21 protein-coding genes and 1 pseudogene (1 of these 22 only partly in view) are annotated in these 21,858 nt (G+C 52.7%); 17 read left to right on the top strand and 5 right to left on the bottom strand.

Annotated elements, in window-relative coordinates; translation table 11 throughout:
• The first annotated feature begins 175 nt into the window (after nt 1-175).
• Nucleotides 176-1,525 carry a tetrathionate reductase family octaheme c-type cytochrome gene (locus AOP6_RS04970; RefSeq protein WP_346015139.1) on the top strand — a complete coding sequence of 450 codons (1,350 nt, stop codon included), beginning with the start codon at nt 176-178 and terminating at the stop codon, nt 1,523-1,525.
• A 145-nt stretch (nt 1,526-1,670) separates the two neighbouring features.
• Here the strand turns inward: AOP6_RS04970 and AOP6_RS04965 are convergent, their stop codons facing one another.
• The 5 genes from AOP6_RS04965 to AOP6_RS04945 form a co-directional block, all read right to left on the bottom strand.
• Nucleotides 1,671-1,868, bottom strand: coding sequence for a hypothetical protein (locus AOP6_RS04965; RefSeq protein ID WP_155875503.1), 198 nt, complete (start codon nt 1,866-1,868; stop codon nt 1,671-1,673).
• Between the two features lie 26 nt (nt 1,869-1,894).
• Entirely contained in the window at nt 1,895-2,116 is a 222-nt protein-coding gene (locus tag AOP6_RS04960) for a NifU family protein (RefSeq protein ID WP_155875502.1), read from the bottom strand.
• Nucleotides 2,117-2,161: 45 nt separating this feature from the next.
• A complete protein-coding gene (locus AOP6_RS04955) occupies nt 2,162-3,325 on the bottom strand; it encodes an SAM-dependent methyltransferase (RefSeq protein WP_155875501.1) in 1,164 nt (387 codons plus the stop codon).
• Nucleotides 3,326-3,406: 81 nt separating this feature from the next.
• A complete protein-coding gene (locus AOP6_RS04950) occupies nt 3,407-4,048 on the bottom strand; it encodes an HAD family hydrolase (RefSeq protein ID WP_155875500.1) in 642 nt (213 codons plus the stop codon).
• Between the two features lie 155 nt (nt 4,049-4,203).
• Nucleotides 4,204-4,932: a glycerophosphodiester phosphodiesterase family protein gene (locus AOP6_RS04945; RefSeq protein ID WP_155875499.1), complete on the bottom strand. Its 729-nt coding sequence runs from the start codon at nt 4,930-4,932 to the stop codon at nt 4,204-4,206.
• A gap of 185 nt (nt 4,933-5,117) precedes the next feature.
• Between AOP6_RS04945 and glpX the strand changes: the two genes are divergently transcribed.
• The 16 genes and pseudogenes from glpX to AOP6_RS04865 form a co-directional block, all read left to right on the top strand.
• Nucleotides 5,118-6,071: a class II fructose-bisphosphatase gene (gene glpX, locus AOP6_RS04940; RefSeq protein WP_155875498.1), complete on the top strand. Its 954-nt coding sequence runs from the start codon at nt 5,118-5,120 to the stop codon at nt 6,069-6,071.
• Between the two features lie 109 nt (nt 6,072-6,180).
• A complete protein-coding gene (locus AOP6_RS04935) occupies nt 6,181-7,008 on the top strand; it encodes a cytidylate kinase family protein (protein WP_155875497.1) in 828 nt (275 codons plus the stop codon).
• A gap of 180 nt (nt 7,009-7,188) precedes the next feature.
• Nucleotides 7,189-7,935 (top strand): YebC/PmpR family DNA-binding transcriptional regulator, encoded by a 747-nt coding sequence (locus AOP6_RS04930; RefSeq protein WP_155875496.1) that lies wholly within the window; start codon nt 7,189-7,191, stop codon nt 7,933-7,935.
• A 49-nt stretch (nt 7,936-7,984) separates the two neighbouring features.
• Nucleotides 7,985-8,482: a crossover junction endodeoxyribonuclease RuvC gene (gene ruvC, locus AOP6_RS04925; protein WP_155875495.1), complete on the top strand. Its 498-nt coding sequence runs from the start codon at nt 7,985-7,987 to the stop codon at nt 8,480-8,482.
• A gap of 45 nt (nt 8,483-8,527) precedes the next feature.
• Nucleotides 8,528-9,127 (top strand): Holliday junction branch migration protein RuvA, encoded by a 600-nt coding sequence (ruvA, locus tag AOP6_RS04920; RefSeq protein ID WP_155875494.1) that lies wholly within the window; start codon nt 8,528-8,530, stop codon nt 9,125-9,127.
• 37 nt (nt 9,128-9,164) lie between these two features.
• Nucleotides 9,165-10,190, top strand: coding sequence for a Holliday junction branch migration DNA helicase RuvB (gene ruvB, locus AOP6_RS04915; RefSeq protein ID WP_155875493.1), 1,026 nt, complete (start codon nt 9,165-9,167; stop codon nt 10,188-10,190).
• A 59-nt stretch (nt 10,191-10,249) separates the two neighbouring features.
• Nucleotides 10,250-11,563 carry a diguanylate cyclase gene (locus AOP6_RS04910; RefSeq protein ID WP_225897360.1) on the top strand — a complete coding sequence of 438 codons (1,314 nt, stop codon included), beginning with the start codon at nt 10,250-10,252 and terminating at the stop codon, nt 11,561-11,563.
• A 2-nt stretch (nt 11,564-11,565) separates the two neighbouring features.
• Nucleotides 11,566-11,964: a hypothetical protein gene (locus AOP6_RS04905; RefSeq protein WP_155875491.1), complete on the top strand. Its 399-nt coding sequence runs from the start codon at nt 11,566-11,568 to the stop codon at nt 11,962-11,964.
• Nucleotides 11,965-12,077: 113 nt separating this feature from the next.
• Nucleotides 12,078-14,432 carry a hypothetical protein gene (locus tag AOP6_RS04900; protein ID WP_155875490.1) on the top strand — a complete coding sequence of 785 codons (2,355 nt, stop codon included), beginning with the start codon at nt 12,078-12,080 and terminating at the stop codon, nt 14,430-14,432.
• 77 nt (nt 14,433-14,509) lie between these two features.
• Nucleotides 14,510-14,718: pseudogene (locus tag AOP6_RS15385) on the top strand (DUF2905 domain-containing protein).
• Nucleotides 14,719-14,809: 91 nt separating this feature from the next.
• The gene (locus tag AOP6_RS04890) at nt 14,810-15,760 is read left to right on the top strand and encodes a patatin-like phospholipase family protein (protein ID WP_155875488.1); all 951 of its coding nucleotides are present in this window, start codon (nt 14,810-14,812) and stop codon (nt 15,758-15,760) included.
• 63 nt (nt 15,761-15,823) lie between these two features.
• Nucleotides 15,824-16,126 (top strand): phasin family protein, encoded by a 303-nt coding sequence (locus tag AOP6_RS04885; protein ID WP_155875487.1) that lies wholly within the window; start codon nt 15,824-15,826, stop codon nt 16,124-16,126.
• A gap of 13 nt (nt 16,127-16,139) precedes the next feature.
• Nucleotides 16,140-17,831: a 2-polyprenylphenol 6-hydroxylase gene (ubiB, locus tag AOP6_RS04880; protein ID WP_155875486.1), complete on the top strand. Its 1,692-nt coding sequence runs from the start codon at nt 16,140-16,142 to the stop codon at nt 17,829-17,831.
• A gap of 242 nt (nt 17,832-18,073) precedes the next feature.
• Entirely contained in the window at nt 18,074-19,003 is a 930-nt protein-coding gene (gene lpxC, locus AOP6_RS04875; protein ID WP_155875485.1) for a UDP-3-O-acyl-N-acetylglucosamine deacetylase, read from the top strand.
• A gap of 134 nt (nt 19,004-19,137) precedes the next feature.
• A complete protein-coding gene (locus AOP6_RS04870) occupies nt 19,138-21,387 on the top strand; it encodes an ATP-binding protein (protein ID WP_155875484.1) in 2,250 nt (749 codons plus the stop codon).
• 32 nt (nt 21,388-21,419) lie between these two features.
• Nucleotides 21,420-21,858, top strand: partial view of a sigma-54 dependent transcriptional regulator gene (locus tag AOP6_RS04865; protein ID WP_155875483.1) — the start only. The gene runs 929 nt beyond the window's last position; the window shows 439 of its 1,368 coding nt (coding positions 1-439); it begins with the start codon at nt 21,420-21,422; its stop codon lies off the right edge, out of view.

The raw sequence follows: 21,858 nt of genomic DNA, 5'->3' as shown, positions 1-21,858 counted from the left end.
GGGAAGTCGTCATTTCGCCTGCCAAGGCTCGAAATAGGTCGGGTCTTTACCCTTTACTGGCCGCCCAGAGCGGCTTAAACAATCGGTAGCAAACGGAGGTAAGAACATGCAACAGCAACGCGGAGCAATCACAGCAGTGATCGTTGCCCTGGCCTGCCTGCTGGCCCTGCCAGCCATGGCCCAGGTCGATCACACGTCCTTCATCACCGGCCCCATCACCAGCGGTCCCGAAGTGACCCAGAAATGCCTTGAGTGTCACGAAGACCAGGCCATGGACTTCATGAAGACTTCCCACTGGAACTGGGCCCTTGAGCAGAAAGTACATGGCGAGGAAGTCTATCGCGGAAAGCGCGATGCCATCAACAACTTCTGCACTTCCGTCTCAGCTAACGAAATCTTCTGCTCCGGCTGCCACGCCGGTTACGGAATGGAAGATGTGAAAACTTTTGACTTCACCGACAAGACCAAGATCGACTGCCTGGTCTGTCACGACAACACCGGCACCTACAAGAAAGCAGCCGGCACCGGCGGCATGCCCGCTTCTAATCTCGACCTGCTCAACATCGCTCAGAATGTCGGCATGCCCGTCCGTGACAACTGCGGCACCTGCCACTTCTTTGGCGGTGGTGGCGACGCCGTCAAGCACGGCGATCTCGATTCTTCCATGTCCTACCCTGATCGCGCCACCGACGTGCACATGGACGCCGACGGCCCTGATTTTCAGTGCCAGGAGTGCCACAAAACCCAGAACCACCAGATTACCGGCAACTCCCTGGGTGTTTCCCCCACCGGCGACAGCCACTTCGGCTGCACCCAGTGCCATGAAGCAGCTCCCCATGCGGAAAGCCGCCTGAATGACCACGCCGAGGCCGTGGCCTGCCAGACTTGCCATGTTCCTTACTTCGCCAAGAACATCGCCACCAAGATGAGCTGGGACTGGTCCACTGCCGGTGATGACGCCAAAGAGCATGCCGCTGACAACAAGGACAAGTACGGCAAGCACACCTATGTAAAGAAAAAGGGAACCTTCGAGTACGGCAAAATGGTACAGCCTGAATACGCCTGGTATCAGGATGGCGCCGCTGACGCTTACCTGCCCGGCGAGAAGATGGATCCCACCAAGGTGACCAAGCTGGCCTACCCGACCTCCACCATCAAGGACAAGGAAGCCAAGATCTATCCCTTCAAGGTTCACCGCGGTCAGCAGATCTACGACAAGAACCACAAAGTCTTCATCACCGCCAAAGTTTATGGCAATGGCGGCTACTGGAAGGACTTCGATTGGGATAAAGCCGCTAAGCTCGGCATGGAAGAGAACCCCATCATGATTGAAAAGGGTCTCAAGTACAGCGGTGAGTACGGTTTCGCCCCCACCGAAATGTACTGGCGGATCAATCACATGGTTTCTCCTGCCAAAGATGCACTCAAGTGCCTTGACTGCCACGGCGACAACGGTCGCATGGACTGGAAGGCTCTTGGCTACAAAGGGGACCCCATGACGAATAAGAAGTGGGCACGCAAATAGTCCATTTCCTTTCTGTTGATTCATAAAAAGAGCGGGCTTTCCGAAGGGAGAGCCCGCTCTTTTTTATTCCCACAAAGCAGAAAGGCACGGCGATCCAATAAGGTGCCGTGCCTTTCTACCACCATCTTTTTAGTGAAATCCGGACCTAGTCCTCATAGACGAGGACACGGACCAGACCGATGGTCGCGCCCGTCGAGTCAGTGGTTGGCGCATCGCTGACGGAAATGACCTTGCGGATGTGATTTTCCTGAATGAAGCTGTTGATACGCCGGTCAAGCTCTTCCAACTCCTGATGCGCCCGGAATATCTGCAGCGGCTCTCCGAAAGTTTTTACCTTGACCATATCATCCTCCTTCCTCTGTTGCCCAGTTAGACCTGAACGACCGATTTCACCTCGGGGATTCTTTCTTTCAGGGTCTTTTCAATCCCCATCTTCAGGGTCATTGTCGACATGGGGCAGGAACCGCAGGCTCCCATCAACCTGACGCTGACCACCCCGTCATCCGTCACGTCAACGAGCTCGACATCACCACCGTCGGCCTGAAGAGCCGGACGGACCAACTGCAGGACTTCTTCTACTTTTTCACGCATGGGCTTTCCTCCTCGTTTTTTGTTAGTGTGGCCGGCTATGGCCCTTTAAGCAAAGGCTCCGGGCAATGGGATATCTCGAAGGGAGCGGTTGCACAAAAGAGCCGGTTCATCAACCCCCTTCCCCTGCACAAGCACTTTGAAGGTTTCCCCCATACCACCATCCGGCACGATGAGATTCTTGAGGGTGAGACGCAGGGCCCGGGCTCGCTTTTCATCCGGTTCTCTGGCCTGCATCTCCATGAGCGTTTCGACAAACCCCAAGGCCATCAGAAATTTGTACTGCGGACCGAAGAAAAGGGTGACAAGACCACGTTCGGCTCCGAATTTCTGCAGTGCGGTGAAATCGATGTGGGCCGTTATGTCCTGGCTGCCCGGGGCGTCGTAAGGGTTGTCGCTGGACTGGTGATTTCGATAGCACATCAGGGTGCCGTTTCGGCGGAAGGGAGCATACAGCTCTCCGGCGGGGTAGCCATAATCGACGGTCAGCACAAAACCGACCTCGAGCACATCGGCCACAGCATGCATCCATTCCACCGCCGGAAGATTGACCTCAAAGCGGTTGCCTTCTACCGGTTCGATGCCAACGGTCCGGAAGTAATCGGTGATATGAGGATCTTCCAGCGGACGGAGCTCTTCGCCCAGACCATTTTCCCCGGCAACGACGTAGACTTCCTTGAGGACCCCGTTGTGCTTTTCAAACAGCCTGACGGGAAAAGCATCTACCAATTCATTGGAAAGAAAACAGCCCCTGATGTTTTTAAGGTCGGCGAACTCACACCAGTCAACCCGGGCGAGATGCCTAGACAGCAGCGTTTTCTGACGAGTCCTGTTATCCGGGCTGATCTCGACCAACTGATAGGTCATCGCTTCATAAAAATCCGGAAAGTCGTCCGCAATGGAATCAAGGATATCCAGACACAGATGCCCTTCACCGGCCCCCTGTTCCACAACGGTAAAGGCGTCTCGACCAAGGATATCCCACATCTCATGCAGTTGCTTGGCAATCAAGCGCCCGAAAAGGGAATGCACACTGGACGAAGTAAAAAAATCCCCCCCTTTGCCGATACGGTCTCTGGAAACCATGTAATAGCCGTACTGGGGATGATAAAGACATTGGCTCATATATTCCGCAAAGGAAATACCGCCATTCTGCCGGACATGTTGCAAAAGAAAAGCTTCGAGTGCCTTGGCCTCGCTGTTTCTCGTCATAAGTTCATCCTCACTGAGCATTAAAAGTGGGGAAGTTTACCGCAGTGCCCACAGGAAAACAAGCCCGAGCAGAAGACACTGTCAGGGGATTATGCCGAGGGTTTTATGAATCTGCAAAAGGTCCGAGGTGTCCCGAACCAGAAGGACGCTGCTTCCTAATGCACGGGGCGCTTTCAGGTCGACGGCCTGACGATCGCCGACAAAGAGAAAGCTGTCGGGAGTCCCCCCGATATCGGCGACCACCTTTTGAAGAGCGTTGGCATCCGGCTTGGGCATTCCACAGAATTCAATAGTGTAAAGGCGGGAGAACAATTCCTCAACCCCGAGCAGGGCCAGAATTTTCTGGGCCAGAGGCAGATTGTTGTTGGTGTAGATATAAAGATCACAATGGTCGCGAAGCGAGTCAAGTAACGCAAAGAGGATAGGATCATTCTCCAGGTAACGTTCTGGGTGGACCTGTTGCTGAAAGGCCCGATGCAGATCGGGAATATCAATCCCCAATTCCAGACAGGTCCGCGTCAGGGTCGGCTCCTCCTCCAGACTTTCCGCCAGGCGCTTTTTGGCAGAGCGCAGAAGGTTGCGCCCCTGGGCAGGAGTCATCCCCCTGGTTTGCGCCACCAGACTCTCCGCGGCGGCGGCGATCTCCCTCTCCATTCCTTTACTCGTATAAAGAGTACCATCGAGATCAAAGATTATAGCTTTTATTTTGGCGGCTCTGAGCATTAAACCCGTGGAGGCTCCTGTTAGAATGACAAGAAATCTGGCCACTGAAAAATCAAACCAGCGGTCTTCTTTGAAGCTATAAACTGATTAACTCTACCAAAGCTCGCAAAGGAGTCAAAACTTCCGGCGGCGCGGACCTTAGTATCACGCTCCGATCAACGGCAGCGACGGGTGCTTTTGGCCAGATGCTGTGTGATTTTTTGAGGGTCGTTTGTAAAAACTCCCCGGACACCCTGTCGACGCAGAAAGTCGAGCTGATCAAGATCATCGACGGTCCAGGGTACGATATCCATGCCCTGGCGCCTGCAGGCGGTGACCATGGCACGCGAGACGCGATCGACGCGAGGATGAAAGCTGGCGGCCTGGTGACGAACAGCCCGCATCAGGGCCAGGTGCCAGAGTGGGACCTCCACCAGGTAACCGAGCGCCAGTTTTGGCGCCACAGAGTGGATTCTGGACAACAGGCGGTGGTTGAAAGAGGAAAGCAGTACGTCGGTACGGGGAAAACGCTCCAGCAGATCCAGAACGGCCAGGCCGGCGTCCGCTGCCTTGATTTCTATATTGAGACGCAGTCGCCCCTCGGCCCAGGACATGACCTCCTCCAGAGAAGGGACCACCTCCCCTTGAAAGGTTGACCCGAACCAGCCACCGGCATCGAGAGCGCGGATCTCGCGAAATGTCCTGCGACTGACGCGCCCCCGCCCGGTGGTAGTCCGTTCAAGGGTTTCATCGTGGATCACCACCGGCACACCATCCCTGCTCAGATGCACATCCAGCTCAATCCCGGAAGCGCCGGCCACTTCTGCAGCGAGAAAAGCCGCCATGGTATTCTCGGGAGCCTGACTGGAGGCCCCGCGATGGGCCCATACAAGAAATTCAGACAACACACCCTCCCATCCAGAGCCAAAAATATCGCCCCCGGAAAACAAAAATCAGGCTGACATAGACTGGCGATTATAAGCTCTTACACTGTCAAACTCTACAGCAAAACTCTACAGCAAAACTTGTCATTCTCCAAAAAACATGCAATTATGCGGCGCAAAAAGAAACCATACCAAAGGAATTTTTTATGGACAGAAATCTCGCCCTTGAACTGGTCAGGGTAACCGAAGCCGCCGCCCTGTCCTGTGGACGCTGGGTTGGCAAGGGCAACAAGATTGCCGCCGACGATGCCGCCACCAACGCTATGCGCCGGACCCTGGAATCCATCAACATCAGCGGGACAGTGGTCATCGGTGAGGGGGAAATGGATGAAGCCCCCATGCTCTATATCGGGGAAAAAGTGGGAAATGGCGAAGCACCTGAAGTTGATATCGCCGTCGACCCCCTGGAAGGAACCAGCATCTGCGCCAAAGGGATGAACGGCTCCATTACCACCATTGCGATAGCCCCTCGCGGAGGATTTCTCCACGCGCCAGACATGTACATGGAAAAAATTGCCACGGGGCCCGCGGCCAGGAACGCCATAGACATCAACCTGTCTCCCGCCGAAAACCTCAAGCGGGTGGCGGATGCAAAAAAATGCTACGTAGAAGATTTGACCGTAGTTGTCCTGGATCGGCCCCGCCACGAAAAGATGGTTGAGGAGATTCGCAAGGCTGGCGCTCGCATCCACCTCATCTCGGATGGTGACGTCGCTCCCGCCATTGCCGCCGCTGTCGACGGCAGTGGCGTCGATCTCATGATGGGTATCGGCGGCGCCCCCGAAGGCGTTCTGGCCGCCGCCGCTCTCAAATGCATGGGCGGAGGGATGCAGGGCCGCCTGGTCTTCATGAGTAAAGATGAGAGAGATCGCGCCCTCAAAATGGGCATCGACGATTTTGACCAGGTCTACATGGCTGAAGATATGGCCAAGGGTGATGTCTTTTTTGCCGCTACCGGTGTCACCAGCGGCGACCTCCTTGACGGAGTCCGCTACTTTTCCGGTGGCGCCGAAACACACTCCATCGTCATGCGCTCCCGCAGCCGCACCGTTCGCTTCATCAAGTCTCAGCATTATTTCGACTACAAACCGGCCTATTAAACGGGGCAGACCGTCTCCTTGCCGGCGTGATTTAATCCTTGTAAACACCGTCACAGCTTGTTAGTATTTCGACGTTATTCTAGCCACATACCAAACTTGAGGAATAGATATGGCAATCATTACCATCTCCCGCGAAATGGGAAGCGCCGGCATTCCCATCGCCCACATGCTGGCAGAAAAACTCGGCTATACCCTGCTTGACGGAGAAACGATCAAAGAAGCCGCCCTGAATTATGGCGTCAGTCCCGACGCCCTCGAAAATGCTGACGAGAAGCCTCCTGCCTTTATCGAAAAGCTTGATGAAAAGGCGGAACTCGACCTTCACTACATTGAGCTGATTATTCTCGAATATGCTCTCAAGGGCAACGTCATCATCTATGGCCGTGGTGGCCAGGATCTGCTTCAGGAAATCAAAAGCATCCTGCGTGTCCGCATCATCGCTCCCTTCGAGGAACGCGTTGAGCGCTGGGCCGAAAGGGAATGGCTCGACCCGGACCTCGCCCGCATCATGGTACGCCGCAGCGACCAGCAAAGGGCCGGATTCATCAAATATTACTTCGATCGGAACTGGGAAGATCCGCTGGGCTACGATCTGGTCATCAACACCTCCAAACTCACGGAAGAGACGGCGGTCAAGATAATCTGTGACGGAGTCAGGGACCAGAACCTCGTTGACCAGAAGCAGAACTGCAAAAAGAAGCTGACTAACCTTATCCTGCGCAAAAAAGCGGAAATTGCCATCCTGACCCAGGATGGCGTGGACGGCCACCATGTCGAGATTTCCGGTGAAGACGGAAAAATCATTCTCTCCGGTCATGTGCATAGCGACAAAGAAAAAAAGCTCTCTGTCGCCGCTGTTCAGAAAATTGACGGCGTCAGGGAAGTGGTTAACAAGCTTCGGATCATCGAGTACCGAAACTATCCGAAAGAGCACTGAGTTTGTCAGTGTCAGTCGCAGGCAAAAAGCCGGTCTTCCACGACCGGCTTTTTGCGTGAAATACCCTACAGGCAACCTGGCAACTTTTGGCTGCAAGCTTGTATCCACGTCTTTTTTCATGCTAATATCCCGCAGTTAGTCAAAAAGCATCACCGAATACACCGAAGGAGAACGTAACAGATGGCAGGACACAGCAAATGGGCCAACATCAAACACCGCAAGGGCGCCCAGGACGCCAGGCGCGGCAAGGTCTTCACGAAACTTATCAAGGAAATCACAGTAGCCGCCAAAATCGGCGGTGGCGACATAGAAGGTAATCCCCGTCTTCGCACAGCCATCGACAAGGCCAAAGGCGAAAACATGCCAAAGGATACCATCGAACGGGCCATCAAAAAGGGAACGGGCGATATGGACGGCGTGAATTACGAAGAGGGAACTTTCGAAGGATACGGACCAGGCGGGGTCGCTGTCATCGTCGAGTTCATGACCGACAACCGCACCCGCACCGTGGCTGACGTGCGTCACATATTCAACAAACACAATGGCAGCTTAGGGGTAAGCGGCTCCGTGTCCTACCTCTTTGATCGCAAAGGGCTGATCTCCTTTCCAACAGAAAACGATTTCGACTCCATATTTGAAGCAGCCCTTGAAGCGGGAGCCGAGGACGTCAAGGACGAAGGTGATTCCTACGAAGTCATTACGGACCCATCCACCTTTATCGAGGTTCGGGAGGCTATAGCCGAGAAGGGCCTGAAATGGCAAACGGCCGAAATCACCATGATCCCCCAGACCATGGTTCAAGTTGAAGGCAAACAGGCCGAGCAGATGCTCAAGATGATGGACAAGCTTGAAGACAATGACGACGTGCAGAATGTCTACGCCAACTTCGACATTTCAGATGAGGATTACGCCAGCCTTATGGGGTAAAACGTGAAGGGGCGCAAAGCCCCTTCTTTATCTTCCACCGGGATTAAACATGCGCATACTCGGAATCGATCCCGGTAGCCGGGTAACAGGCTACGGCGTCATTGAAAAGCAGGGAAACCGGCTGATACACATCGATAACGGCGCTATTTACACCGATAGCAAGGACAGCTTGGCTCTTCGGCTGCAAACCATCCATGAAGGCCTGGTTTGCATTATCGGGGAACACAATCCACAGGCCATGGCGGTTGAACAGATCTTCCTCGCCAAGAACGCTCTCTCCGCCCTCAAGCTTGGCCATGCTCGGGGAGCCGCCCTGCTGGCCGGAACACGACATCAGCTTCCCGTTTTTGAGTACACGGCGCTGCAGGTGAAAAGTGCCGTGGTCGGTTACGGCCGGGCCGCAAAGCCCCAGGTCCAGCACATGGTCCGTGTCCTCATGAATCTTCCGGAGATCGCCCAGGAAGACGCGTCTGACGCCCTCGCTGTCGCCATCTGCCATGCCCACAGCTATCAGTTGACTGCCAGACTACAGCAGAGGCCGAACTAAACTCAGCCAGAACACCCTTGGCTCTCGATTGAAGGTACCCAGACCATGATCGCTCTGCTGACGGGAAATATCGTCTTTAAGTCCATCGACCACATCATCCTGGAAACGGGGGGTGTCGGCTACCGGGTCATGATTCCTCTTTCCACTTTTTACAGCCTGCCGGAAAAAGGCGACAGCCGTCTGCATATTTACACCCATGTCAAAGAAGACGCCATCCATCTCTATGGTTTTCTCGGACTGGATGAAAAAGAAATGTTTCAGCTGCTGCTGAGTGTCTCGGGCATCGGACCACGCCTGGCCCTGAATATTCTGTCCAACATCACGACTGAGGAGTTGAAGTCCTCCCTTTACGACGGCAACCTCAAACGGCTGTCCGGAATACCAGGGATTGGCAAGAAGACGGCTGAGCGCATGGTGCTTGAACTGAAAGACAAGGTAGCCAAAATGCAGCCAGCTGGGCGGACAGCCACCGCCCGCCTTTCAGCGGCATCGTCTCTCAACGTTTTTGATGACACCCTGTCGGCCTTGACCAATCTCGGCTACAAAGAGGCACATGCGCGCAATGCCCTGGAATCCATGGAGATCCCCGCCGAAGCCAGCCTTGAGGACATTCTCAAGGGGGCGCTAAAAATGTTACTGAAATAGCCTGTAGCCGCCACCTCCGAGGGAGCACACTTTAGGCATGACTGAAAGAATCATTACCCCCGACTTAGCCGAAGACGACCAGAACTTCGAGAGCAGCCTGAGGCCGAGAACTCTCCGGGAATATATTGGTCAGGCCAAGGCTAAGGAAAATCTCCAGATTTTTATCGACGCCGCCCGGCAGCGGGGGGAATCTCTCGACCACGTCCTTTTCTTCGGACCGCCGGGCCTCGGCAAGACAACGCTGGCCAATATTATCGCTAATGAAATGGGAGTCAGCCTGAAAAGCACTTCCGGACCTGTCATTGAAAAATCGGGGGATTTGGCCGCCATTCTGACGAATCTGGAAGCTGGGGATGTCCTTTTTATCGACGAAATCCACCGCCTTTCTCCTGTCGTCGAGGAGGTCCTTTATCCGGCCATGGAAGATTACCAGCTCGATATCATTATCGGCCAGGGACCTTCAGCCCGGACAATTAAACTCGACCTGCCCCGCTTCACCCTTGTTGGCGCCACGACGCGCGCCGGACTGCTGTCTTCGCCCCTGCGGGATCGCTTCGGGGTTATTTCACGGCTCGAATTCTATTCTGACGAGGAATTGGCTACTATTGTCCGGCGCAGTGCGGAAATCCTCAACATCCCCACCGAGAAGGATGGAGCCCTTGAAATTGCCCGGCGTAGCCGTGGAACACCCCGTATCGCCAACCGCCTGCTGCGCCGGGTCAGGGATTTCGCGCAGGTCAAGGGGGATGGAGTCATCACGCGGGACATTGCCGATTCGGCTCTCGGCAGGCTGGAAGTTGACCGGATGGGTTTCGATAACATGGACCGCCGCATTCTGTTGACCATTATCGACAAGTTTGCAGGAGGGCCTGTAGGCCTGGAAACTCTTGCGGCCATCGTGGGTGAAGAGAAGGACACCATCGAGGATGTCATCGAACCCTTTCTTCTCCAACAGGGGTATTTGAACCGGACGCCACGCGGCCGCATGGCCACGCCGCTGGCCTACCGACACTTTCAACGCCTTCCCGCAGACAAGGATACCAATGGCGATCTTTTCAGCTGAGGTCCCGGGGATACTCCCTCGAGCCCAAGCAAGCGACTTCTGAGATGAAACCGATCCGCATGACCGTAACCAAAAGGGTGGCCGCAGGATATCTGCTTGTTGTCATTTTTACCCTGACAGCCATTATCTATGCTCTTGCCAGTCTCCACACCCAGACCACCCGCTCGGAAAAACTGGTATCCGTCGATTTCAATGCCCTCAACCTCTCTCGAAATCTCCGGCAGAATCTACTGACCCAGGATCGACTTGAGAAACAACTGTTGATTCTAAAAGACGTTGAAATCCAAGCCCTCCTGAATTTCCGTCAGGAGGAGGCGGACGCCCTATGGAAGGATCTGGCCGCGCTGCCGCTGGAAATCGACTTTGTCGCCATCTCGGAGGTAATGGCCAATTACCAGGAAGAGCGGCTCAGAGGCAACGGCTACCTCAAGGCCCAGGCCTGGCAAGAGGCGGAACGCTTTTCGCGCCAGACCCTGGCCCCCCTGCGCTCCAGCATTATTGACCAATTCGACGCCCTGATCGAACAGCAGGAAAACACCATCGACAACTCTCTCGTCGCTTTTTCTGCAGACAGCTCCCGTGCCTATCAGGTCGCTGTCATCCTGACCTTCATGGGACTTTTTCTGTCTGGGCCCGTGGCTCTGACGGTTATTCTCAGTATCCATCGGTCTATCAAAAAACTGGTGCAGGCGACACACGCCATAGCCGCCGGCAGTTTTGACCACCAGCCAGACATCCACGCCAAGGATGAATTTGGCGACCTCGCCCGCGAATTCGCCGCCATGGCGGTCAAGCTAAGAGAGCTTGAGCAGGTGCGACTTGACGCCAATCCCCTGACCCATCTGCCGGGAGGGCTGAGCATTGAGCGGGAGTTGGAAGCCCGTGTCCGAATGGGAAAAAGCTTTGCCCATCTTTACCTTGACCTGGATCACTTCAAACCCTTCGGCGACCGTTATGGCTACAAGACGGGCAGCGATGTCATCGCCTTTGTTGGGGATGTCATCAATGACACCGTAAGGCAGGAAGGAACCCCCGAAGACCTGGTCGGTCACATCGGCGGAGACGACTATGTGGTGATAACCGAACCGGAGCTGGCTGAGCCCATTGCGAAAAAGGTTATTGAACGTTTCGACAGGGAAGTCCCTCGATTCTACACAGAGGAAGATCGGCGTAATGGCTTTTTCTTCGGCAAGGATCGCTTTGGCATAGAACGGCAATTTCCTATTCTGACCCTGTCCATCGCCATTATCTGCAGCAACAATCTCGAATCACCATCCTCCTTGGCCATCAGCCGGGAATGCGCTAATATCAAGGACCATCTGAAAAAAATGCCCGGAAGCAACTATCTGATCAACAGAAGACGGAATCTGTAACTATGCGCTATCTATTCCTGCTCCTCCTTGGCCTGCTCCTGAGCGGTTGCCAGCATGGCCGTTTTCTTAATCCTTCAGAATTTCAGGCTCGTGATGCCTTTCTGCAAGGTTTCGAAACCTGGAATGAGTCAGGCTCTGCGGACGCATGGGAACCGCTCCAGCGCGACTACCCCGAAAGTGCATGGACGGCCCGGGCCCGGGATCTTGCCGACCTGAAGGCTTCCGTCCAGCAGCAGAGAGAGGCCTTGGCCGAACTCGAATCAAAAAACAAGAGGCTGGGGACGACGGCAGAGCGTTGTAGACAGGAGAACAAAAAGCTGCAGCAGAATATTGATCTGTTGAGGGAGAACATCGCACAGCTCAAACAACTTCTAGTTGATTATGAGTTAAGAGCCAAATAGGTCCGACTGGCGCTTCTACCCGCTGACCTGAACTGCCCTGCCCTTACAGCGTTCCCTCTTGCCGTGACGGCAATTCTGACTTTCCTCTGACCACCCTGTTTAGGCCACCACCTATGGATTCACATACAGCCCGACTTTTTGCCGAACAGCTGGCCCGATGGACCGAATCGCACATTCAGCTGGGCCGCTCTCCCTTGAAAAAGGTGGAGGTTTTTTCTTCCCTGTTGACATCTGTGGGCGAATTGTCGCCGCCCTTGATTTTCTGGATAAATCGGGACAGTTACATGGCAGCCGGCCTTGTCCTCTTCCCATCGGGGCACACCCACGATGCTAACGACACGGGTATTCATTGCGCCGAAGCACTGGGATTGAGGCATTTTATTTCCTGGGCGTCAAAAGAGGTTGTCATCTGGGAGGTTCAATCCGGCAGCTGTCAAAAGCACAAGACACTCGCACTTTCAAGCCTTGGCGATGAGGGTGAAGAAGCTTTTCGGGAGACTCTCTCTCTTCTGCTGGAAGAGGTCAAAATGCTTTCGGTCACAGGAGCCGTTGCCCCCACCGATCTCTCTCCGTTTTATCTGGTTAACCTCTGCCTCGGCGCCATCACTTCCGCCTGTCCTTTCATCGTGGAACAATACCAGATTACCCGCGAAGCCAGCCGCCTCGGTGCCGATCCGACTTTGTTGAATGCGCTGGCGTACCGCAAGGCGACGCTGACCCTGCTGCGTCTTTTGGCGCTGATCAGCCATGATCGGCTGCCACCATCGGTCCAACCGGAGGGGCTGGAACGAGCCGCCAATTATGCGATGGATACACTTCCCGAAATTCTGCAGCAGGCCATGAAACCCCAGCAGACCGAACAACCCCTGCCAGAGGAAGCAGCCACTCGTTTCCATCATTTTTTTCGTCGTATGCTTCAATTACCGCAGCGAAAAAACCATGAGTTTTTGACCAATGTGCTGCAATCACTCCTGGCTAAGGATGCCTCACAACTTGGAGGATATCCGCTTCCCACTGAAGAAACGCTGAGCAGGGATACGGCTTGCCTGTTCGTCCACCCTGACGGCATCAAGAATACAGGCGAAAAGTCCATGGAAATTGCCTCGCAGCCCATCCTGGCATACACGGCACTGCTCCGGGACTTCTTACACATTCCTCCAGCCATCGCCCAAGGGACAAGTGTCTTGCGCTTCGTGCCGCCGGTCGCACCGCACAAGCTCATCGGCACGCTGAGTGACAGCCGCCTTCCTTCGATGATGGAGCGTCAGGAGTTCGCCACTCTTCTGCGCGGTTCATGGCCAAACCGCCGGTTTCCCCTTCCAGCCGGAACACCCCTTTGGGCTTGGGAATTCATCCATCTCCTCGGATTGGCCGGGAACGGGGCGGATCTAGAATTTCACATTCCCGACACCTGGATTTATCAAGATTTCGGTTCACCTCTTTTCGAACTTATTAAAGAATATTTCGTCCTGACCGGCATCAGACCCGAAGGGGACAATGGATTGACGGTAAGCCTCGAAAAAACTGTTGATGAGGGAGCACAAACCACCCTAAAACTCGGCGGAGAGACCAGAAGTGTAAGCTGGTCTCTCCTGTGCTCTGGCCACCGGTCTCTTCTGGCTCTCGGACTGCGACTGCCTGCTTATCTCTTTAAATGGCTCGAAACGGGCACCCTGAAACTTGTTAAATCAAACAATTGGCCTGCAGAAAAGGAGCGTGAGATCTACCTTTTCACCCAGTCCACCCTGGGACAATTCCTCTGGAGCGTCATTGCTGGGCAGGCAAAACTTCCATCCAAAAAAGACCTTCGTCAATCGATCCTTCACCATGGCCTACCCTTGCCTGGAGCCGAGATCCTGCAAAGTCTGGCCCTCATCCCCTGGGAAGAAGGGGAAAGGGTTCCCCGAGCCATCATTGACAGTGAGCTTTCCTTGTGGATGGACAATGAATCAGACCAGAAGCTTCCCAAGCCACTAAAGCGTCCGGTCAGGGCCAAAAAATCCCGAAGAGACGGAACACGCCCTCCTCTGGCTGACCTCGTCACCAGTATTGGCGACCTTGTCTTCCAGGACGGCGTCCCCCTGTTTCCAGAGCAGTATCTATACGACTACTACAAACCGCAGCTAACCCTCTATCGCTGGCGGACCCACCTCCACATCAGCGAGGTGTTTTTCGGACAATACACCCTCCGGGACGATCTCGGCACCACCCTGGAAGTCGAAGGCTTGGAGGCGGCAAGGGCGCTGATCCTTGTTTCGCACACAAAGCGGACAGAAACTGAGCTGCCCAAGGAGTTGCAGTTGACGGCGACCTTGCTTGAACGGTATATAAAAGATCTCCGAACATTGAAGGATTCCCTATACAAACAGGTCAACAGGCACTTGTCGAACCAGCAGGAGGCCGAAGCCCTCGCCAGGGAAATATGGTCTGCGCAGGGGCTTCCCCCTTGGGAAATCCTGGATGAATAAATCTTTCAATTTCGTGCCCGAGGCAAAATATCCTCTTTATAACTACTACAATTTCCTTCTATCGAGGCAGGCATTTCATGGCATCAGGCAGAATTCTCATCCTGACAGGTCTCATTCTTCTTGTTGCAGTTTATGGATCACCTATGGCCCCAAGATTCCCTTACTAGGCAAACTGCCTGGCGACATTCGCATTGAAAAAGAGAATTTCACCCTGTACATCCCATTGGGAACAAGCCTTCTTATCTCGGCTCTCTTATCCCTTCTTTTTTGGATTTTTCGGCGCTGAGGCACGGCTGAGACCATGCGATCCCCCCTTATACTGGCTTCCCGATAGAAGACTCATTAACCTATGCACTATTCCCTTCTGGTGATGATTTATGGCCAAATCCATAGGACTTGCTCTTGGCAGCGGAGCGGCACGGGGCCTTGCTCACATCGGCGTCCTCAAGGAACTTGAGAAAAATGAAATTCCGGTAAGCGCGATTTCCGGGACCTCCATGGGTGCCTTTATTGGAGCTCTCTATGCTGCGGGTGTCCCTCTGGTGGAAATGGAGGCGGTGGCTCTCAAGCAGGACTGGCGAAAACTGGCCCGTCTTGTTGACCCGACACTGCCAACGTCGGGCCTCATTAACGGCAAAAATGTCGCCTCTTTTATCCAGAGCCTTCTTCCCGTCCACACCTTTGAAGAGCTTTCCATTCCCCTGGCTGTGGTCACCACCGATATCGAAACGGGTGAACACGTTATTATTAAAAAGGGCAGCCTGGTCGATGCCATCAGGGCGGCCATTGCCTTTCCGGGCATCTTCCCGCCGGTCCGCTTTGGCGATCGATTTCTGGTTGACGGAGGGCTTTGCATTCCTGTGCCCATCAATCAGGTTCGTGACCTGGGTGTTGATGTCACCATTGGTGTATGCACAATTCCCGAGGTTGAGAAAAAAACGGCCGAGGATTTTCTGGTTCACAAAAAAGAGAAAGAAAAGAGGGGGAACGGTTTCCTGAACCTTCTGACTGTCGAGGCGGTGGAGAAACTTTTTAGATCCCCCCCGGAGAGCAACGGTCACACACACCGCGAAAGCATATACAGTGAAGAGGTGCAAGGGGAGCGCAAGCCTCCGGGTATTTTAAAGGTGTTTGCCCAAAGCATTGCCATTATGGAAAATGAGATCAATTCTCTCAGACTGGAGAAAGATGAAGCTGATCTTCTGATTCGTCCCGACCTTAACGGGATCACCCTATTGGATTTCAATCGTGCTGAAGAGACGATTCAGGCTGGGGCCAAGGCAATGAACAAAGTACTTTCCCAGGTACGCGACCTGGCTCAGCTTTGAAAGATCATTCCCCTGTGATAAACTCTTACAGCCTAAGTCATCTTATCTTTTAAGGAGGCCATTATGCTGGAATTTTTCGAGAAAACTTTTTTCACCACAGTAGGTGCCGTTGCCATGAGCCAGAAAAAAGCCGAAGAACTGCTGGCGGAGATGAAAGAACGCTTCAATATTACCGAAGAAGAGGGCAAAGCGTTTCTGAACAATCTCCAGGAAAGAGCCAAGGAAAACCAGCAGAAGCTTGAACAAATGGCCCGGGAAGAGGTCAAGAAAGCCTGCGAGCGAGCCGGAGTCGTCACCACCGATGAATTTGAAAAGCTGAGTAAAAAAGTGGCCCACCTTGAGAAACTGTTAAAGGAGCGGGGATAACATCCCAGAATCTATGCTGACCTTCACCCGCATCAATCGCAATATCCGTTCCATCAGACGCTATCGGGACATCCTGTCGATCCTTATCAAATATGGCTTTGGCGGCTTGATAGAGCAGCTCAACATCACCTACTACATTGAGTTGGGACGGAAGATTGTAACTTTGGGCAAGGTCTCCAGAGAATTGGAACGTTTGACCCAGGCAGAGCGCCTGCGCCTGGCCATGGAGGAACTGGGGCCGACCTTCATAAAGCTCGGTCAACTCCTGTCGACGCGCCCTGACGTCATACCAGCCGAATTTATCGAAGAATTGCGAAAGCTGCAGGACAAGGTTCCTCCCATACCAGCCGACGAGGTTCGCAAACAGATCACCCAGGAACTGAGCCAATCCGTCGAGGAACTCTTCGCCTGCTTTTCTGTCACACCTCTGGCTTCCGCGTCGATTTCCCAGGTACACCGGGCCCGATTGACAACGGGCGAAGAGGTGGTTTTGAAAGTCCGACGGCCTCGGATCGAACAGATAGTCGAAACGGACCTCGACATCCTCATGGGACTGGCCTATCTGGTAGAGAAGCACCTGCCAACAGGCGAACTGTACGATCCTACCGGAATTGTCAAAGAATTTCGGCGCACGATCTACCGAGAAATGGACTTTTCCCGGGAAGGACACACTATAGACCGTTTCGCCGCCAACTTTTCCGATGATCCGACAATCCATGTCCCGCGGGTTTTCTGGAAGTACACGGGGGAAACCGTCCTGACTATGGAGTATGTGGACGGGATCAAGGTCTCTCATTTCGATCAATTACGGCAGAAGGGCCACGATCTCAAAGCCATTGCCCGACATGGAGCAGACGCCATCCTCAAGCAGGTCCTTATCCATGGCCTTTTTCACGGGGATCCCCACCCGGGCAATATCTATATCCTGGAGCAGGACAAGGTCTGTTTTCTGGACTACGGCATGGTCGGGCGACTTGATGACAGTCTGAAATACCAGCTGGTCGATCTTCTTGTCGCCGTCCTTAAAAGAGACGTCGACCGCATTATTAACATGCTGCTCTATTCGGGCGAGCTCACGGACGAATCCAATATAAGAGATCTACGCCGGGATTTGACCGATTTCATCGACGATTATTATGAAATTCCTTTACAGGAAATCAACGCGGGAAAACTCCTGTCGGAATTCGTGGAAATTCTCTCCCATAATCGCATCAAGTTTCGCTCTGACCTCATCCTGCTGGCGAAGGCCCTGATCACGATCGAAGGGATAGGACGCCAACTGGACCCCGACTTCAATATGATCGACCATCTAAAGCCCTTTCTTGAAAAGGTCATTCATGAAAGACTGGCTCCCGCGGCCCTCGGAAAAGAGCTTCTGAAGGTTCTGCAGGACTATGGTTCTTTTGCCAAAACCCTTCCCAGTGACCTGAAGGAATTCATCAACCGGATAAACAAAAACAAATTCAAGATCGACCTGGAACACCGGGGACTGGAAAAAATGATTTCCGATCTCGACAAATCGAGCAACAGACTCTCCTTCAGCCTGGTTATCGGCTCCCTTATTGTGGGGTCATCCCTTATCATGCAAACCGAAAAGGGACCCCTCCTATTCAACTTCCCGATACTAGGTCTGCTGGGATATTCCATTGCCGGATTCCTAGGACTTTGGCTTGCTGTCGCCATTCTCCGTTCTGGCCGACTGTAGACTTCTCAAACCGTCCCACCTCTTCTTTTCTGCGCTCTTGAGAGAAAATCAACTGTAGCTTTTAAACCACATAGCCCCACTTTTTCCACCACAACACCCTCCCACCACCCCGTCTGGCAGAAAAAACCAATAACAATATCGAACACTTACAAGAAAACAAAAAGTGGCAAGCTTATTGCAGCGCAACAGGCGTCTACAAAATGACATACCAGATTGCATTAATACTCAGGAGAACCCTGTCTATGATTTTTCAGCGCACAATAGCCCAGACGACCTCCATATCCGGCATAGGCCTTCACTCCGGCCATCGGATCAACATGACCCTTCGGCCTGCTGAGGCAGGAACTGGCATCATTTTCCACCGTTCCGAAGGAGATCGCGTGGTTTCCATTGAAGCCATTTCAGCCAATGTTGTGGACACCCGGCTGGCTACGGTCTTGGGTAAAAATGGCTTGCAGGTTTCTACCGTTGAACATTTTATGGCTGCGCTTACAGCCTTTGGCATAGACAACCTTCACGTGGATATCGACGGCCCTGAAATTCCGGTCATGGATGGAAGCTCTGTTCCTTTTGTGGAACTGCTGCAGGACGCCGGGGTGAGCAACCTGGCCCGCAGCCGCAAATTCCTGGCGGTTCGCAAGCCTATCACGGTCATTGACGGAGAAAAACGCGTCAGCCTGATTCCTTCTCGCTTTTTTCGCATCACCGCCGAGATTGCCTTTGAGCATCCCTGCATCTCACATCAACAGCGGTCTCTAAAGTTTTCTCGCGAAGCCTTCATTAAAGAAATCGCACCGGCCCGCACTTTCGGGTTTCTAAAAGAGGTGGAATATCTTAAAGCCAATGGGTTGGCCCGTGGAGGCTCGATGGAAAATGCCGTGGTCATTGGCGAAGACAAAATTCTCAACCCGGAGGGACTTCGGTTCAGCGACGAGTTCGTCCGCCACAAGATACTGGATTCCGTAGGAGACTTCAGCCTCCTGGGTTACCCAATTCTTGGCCACTTTAAAACCTTCAAGGCTGGGCATGACATCAACCATAAAATGGTTGAGCAAATTCTGTCTTCACCTGACTGCTGGAAACTGGTCGAATTTTCCGAGGAAGAAATCGATAACGCCCTCAACGCCAACTCTCCCGCTTACGCTACTGAACTTGCCTTATCTAAGGCGTAGGACAAAACAACATCTGTATAAAAAGAGGCAGCCTGAACAGGGGTTGCCTCTTTTCGTTTGCAGCCAACAGTCATGTCCTGATATTTTAGCGTACGTTATAGAGCCCTTAGATTACACCTCCACTCGTGGGAAAAATGTCGCCAGAGACGAAAAAACATAAAGATCCCATTCTTGAAACCAGGAAAAGACGCCGCGAATGGACTCTTATCATCCTGGTAATCTGTCTCGTTCTTCTGTTTTCGCAGTTTGAAACTCAGCTTTTTGAACTCACCTCAGGTGTCCCTGTTTCCAACAGCATCCTGCTTCTGGCGCTGATCAACATCAACATTCTGTTCATTGTCCTCCTGCTTTTCCTTATCTTCAGGAATTTATTTAAACTCATTCTCGAGCGGCGCAAAAACGTGCCCGGCGCACGTCTGCGGTCCAAGCTGGTCATCGCTTTTGTTTCCCTGTCCCTCGTGCCCACGATGTTGCTTTTTTTCGTATCGGCCGGATTCATCAGCAACACCATTGAAAATTGGTTCAACAGTCAGATCGAAACATCACTTCAGGAATCTCTGGATGTCGCTCAGACCTACTACAAAAACTCGGCCGCCAATGCCCTCTATTATGCGGAACAACTCGCCCTGATCATCAAGGACAACAAACTTCTCAACCAGGAGAATCTACCGAAACTGGTGGAAGTCATCAAACAGAAGCAGAAAGAATACAACCTGGGCATCGTTGAGGTCTTTTCAAGCACTTACGAGGAACTTGTGCGGGCCTCAAATCCACAAGTGCCTGCTTCTGAATTCACTGACCCAGGTTCGGACAATATAAGGGAGGCCCTCCAGGGCAACCGATTCACGCGGATCACCCCCATAGGAAAAGCAGACCTCATCCGGGGGATCGTCCCCGTTTACTCCAATTGGAATCCCAACGATGTTGTCGGCGTAGTTGTCGTCAACTACTACGTTCCCTATAGTCTGGTTGCCAAGATGAAGGAAATTTCCACATCCTTCGAGCAGTACAAAAGCAGCAAACTGCTCAAGGGGCGCATCCAGAAAAGCTATGTCGTCGTTCTTCTTCTTATTGCGCTGGTCATTATTTTCATGGCAACCTGGTTTGGTTTTCACCTTGCCCGGGGAATTACCGTACCCATTCAGGAGTTGGCTGTTGCGACCAACAAAATCGCCGGTGGCGATCTCAATGTGAAGATTGACGTACAAAGCGATGATGAAATTGGAACCCTTGTACAGGCTTTCAATAAAATGACCGCGGACTTGCGCAAGAGTCAGGCTGCCATCAACAAAGCTAATCAGGAATTTCATGCCTCGAATCTGGAGCTTGATCAACGACGCCGCTACATGGAGATTGTACTTAAAAATGTGACCGCCGGCGTTATTTCGCTTGATAAACAGGGCAACATCACTACGATCAATAAATCGGCAGAGCTTTTATTGAGAATCAAAACAGGGAAAATTCTTGGAAAAAACTTTCGCGAGGTAGTTGACGCCAACCATCTGCCCATGATTAAGGACCTTCTCAAGGACCTTATTTCTTCGGGCAAGGATTCAGTACGCAAACAAATCACCGTATCTATACAGGACAGCAAGATCACTCTTTTAGTCAATGTAACCACTTTGCGCGACGAGAATGGTGAGTTCATGGGAACCGTGGTCGTATTTGACGACTTGACCCATTTGCTCAAAGCACAGAGAATGGCGGCATGGCGAGAGGTCGCACGACGTATTGCCCACGAGATAAAAAACCCATTGACACCGATCCAGCTTTCCGCACAAAGACTTCGAAGACGGTATCTTGATCGTTTTTCCAAGGACGACACGGTTTTTGACGAATGCACCATGATGATTGTGCGACAAGTTGACGAACTTAAAAATCTCGTCAATGAATTTTCCAGTTTTGCCCGCATGCCAGCCAGCAATCCAACCCCGAACAATATCAACGAAATACTTTCCGAGGCAATGCGACTCTACCAGGAAGCACACAAAGAGATCGGCTTCTCCTTTCAGCCCGATCCAGGAATGCCTGTATTTAACCTTGACAGAGATCAGATCAAAAGGGCCTTTATCAATCTGCTTGACAACGCGGTTGGCGCCGTAGGAGACGAAGGAACCATCCACATGGGGTCAGCCTACAATCCAGCATTACAAATGGCAATCATCACCATTTCAGATTCAGGCTGCGGCATACCGGCGGAGGATAAACCCAGGCTGTTTGAACCCTATTTCTCTACCAAGAAATCCGGAACAGGCCTGGGGCTAGCCATTGTTTCAACCATTATCGCTGACCACAATGGATACATCCGGGTGCGAGACAACTATCCCAAAGGAACTAAGTTTATAGTTGAACTGCCCGTCGGTGAAAATCCTATGACCGGTTAACCTCTTCCTCAGAAATCAAAACAAGGCAAACGATGAAAACAATTCTTATTGTTGACGATGAAGAAAGCATAAGAGAAAGCCTGAAGGGGATACTTCAAGACGAAGGTTTTCGACCTGTATTAGCCAAAAACGGTGAGGAAGCTCTGCAATCTTTACGTGAGGAGACCCCGGACCTCATACTGCTTGACATCTGGATGCCGGGCATGGATGGAATTGAAACCCTGCGTCGTATTCGGGATGATTTTCCCGACCAGCTCGTCGTCATGATGAGTGGGCACGGCACGATTGAAACCGCAGTTAAAGCGACCAAGCTCGGGGCCTACGACTTTATTGAAAAACCACTTTCCCTGGAAAAGGTGCTCTTGTGTATTCAAAACGCCATGAGGGTAACCCAGCTCGTGCAGGAGAACCAATCATTAAAGAGCAAAATAAATAAAGACAATGAAATGATTGGGGTGAGCATCCAGATTA

It is taken from the genome of Desulfuromonas sp. AOP6 (assembly GCF_009731355.2).
Taxonomy (GTDB): Bacteria; Desulfobacterota; Desulfuromonadia; order Desulfuromonadales; family SZUA-540; genus SZUA-540.
This window is presented reverse-complemented; position numbering and strand designations above follow the sequence as displayed.

What these genes read in the sequence shown, in the direction of transcription:
- AOP6_RS04970 (WP_346015139.1), top strand. Translation starts at nt 176, where the DNA reads ATGGCCCAGGTCGATCACACGTCCTTCATCACCGGCCCCATCACCAGC.
- AOP6_RS04965 (WP_155875503.1), bottom strand. Translation starts at nt 1,868, where the DNA reads ATGGTCAAGGTAAAAACTTTCGGAGAGCCGCTGCAGATATTCCGGGCG.
- AOP6_RS04960 (WP_155875502.1), bottom strand. Translation starts at nt 2,116, where the DNA reads ATGCGTGAAAAAGTAGAAGAAGTCCTGCAGTTGGTCCGTCCGGCTCTT.
- AOP6_RS04955 (WP_155875501.1), bottom strand. Translation starts at nt 3,325, where the DNA reads ATGACGAGAAACAGCGAGGCCAAGGCACTCGAAGCTTTTCTTTTGCAA.
- AOP6_RS04950 (WP_155875500.1), bottom strand. Translation starts at nt 4,048, where the DNA reads ATGCTCAGAGCCGCCAAAATAAAAGCTATAATCTTTGATCTCGATGGT.
- glpX (WP_155875498.1), top strand. Translation starts at nt 5,118, where the DNA reads ATGGACAGAAATCTCGCCCTTGAACTGGTCAGGGTAACCGAAGCCGCC.
- AOP6_RS04935 (WP_155875497.1), top strand. Translation starts at nt 6,181, where the DNA reads ATGGCAATCATTACCATCTCCCGCGAAATGGGAAGCGCCGGCATTCCC.
- AOP6_RS04930 (WP_155875496.1), top strand. Translation starts at nt 7,189, where the DNA reads ATGGCAGGACACAGCAAATGGGCCAACATCAAACACCGCAAGGGCGCC.
- ruvC (WP_155875495.1), top strand. Translation starts at nt 7,985, where the DNA reads ATGCGCATACTCGGAATCGATCCCGGTAGCCGGGTAACAGGCTACGGC.
- ruvA (WP_155875494.1), top strand. Translation starts at nt 8,528, where the DNA reads ATGATCGCTCTGCTGACGGGAAATATCGTCTTTAAGTCCATCGACCAC.
- ruvB (WP_155875493.1), top strand. Translation starts at nt 9,165, where the DNA reads ATGACTGAAAGAATCATTACCCCCGACTTAGCCGAAGACGACCAGAAC.
- AOP6_RS04910 (WP_225897360.1), top strand. Translation starts at nt 10,250, where the DNA reads ATGACCGTAACCAAAAGGGTGGCCGCAGGATATCTGCTTGTTGTCATT.
- AOP6_RS04905 (WP_155875491.1), top strand. Translation starts at nt 11,566, where the DNA reads ATGCGCTATCTATTCCTGCTCCTCCTTGGCCTGCTCCTGAGCGGTTGC.
- AOP6_RS04900 (WP_155875490.1), top strand. Translation starts at nt 12,078, where the DNA reads ATGGATTCACATACAGCCCGACTTTTTGCCGAACAGCTGGCCCGATGG.
- AOP6_RS04890 (WP_155875488.1), top strand. Translation starts at nt 14,810, where the DNA reads ATGGCCAAATCCATAGGACTTGCTCTTGGCAGCGGAGCGGCACGGGGC.
- AOP6_RS04885 (WP_155875487.1), top strand. Translation starts at nt 15,824, where the DNA reads ATGCTGGAATTTTTCGAGAAAACTTTTTTCACCACAGTAGGTGCCGTT.
- ubiB (WP_155875486.1), top strand. Translation starts at nt 16,140, where the DNA reads ATGCTGACCTTCACCCGCATCAATCGCAATATCCGTTCCATCAGACGC.
- lpxC (WP_155875485.1), top strand. Translation starts at nt 18,074, where the DNA reads ATGATTTTTCAGCGCACAATAGCCCAGACGACCTCCATATCCGGCATA.
- AOP6_RS04870 (WP_155875484.1), top strand. Translation starts at nt 19,138, where the DNA reads ATGTCGCCAGAGACGAAAAAACATAAAGATCCCATTCTTGAAACCAGG.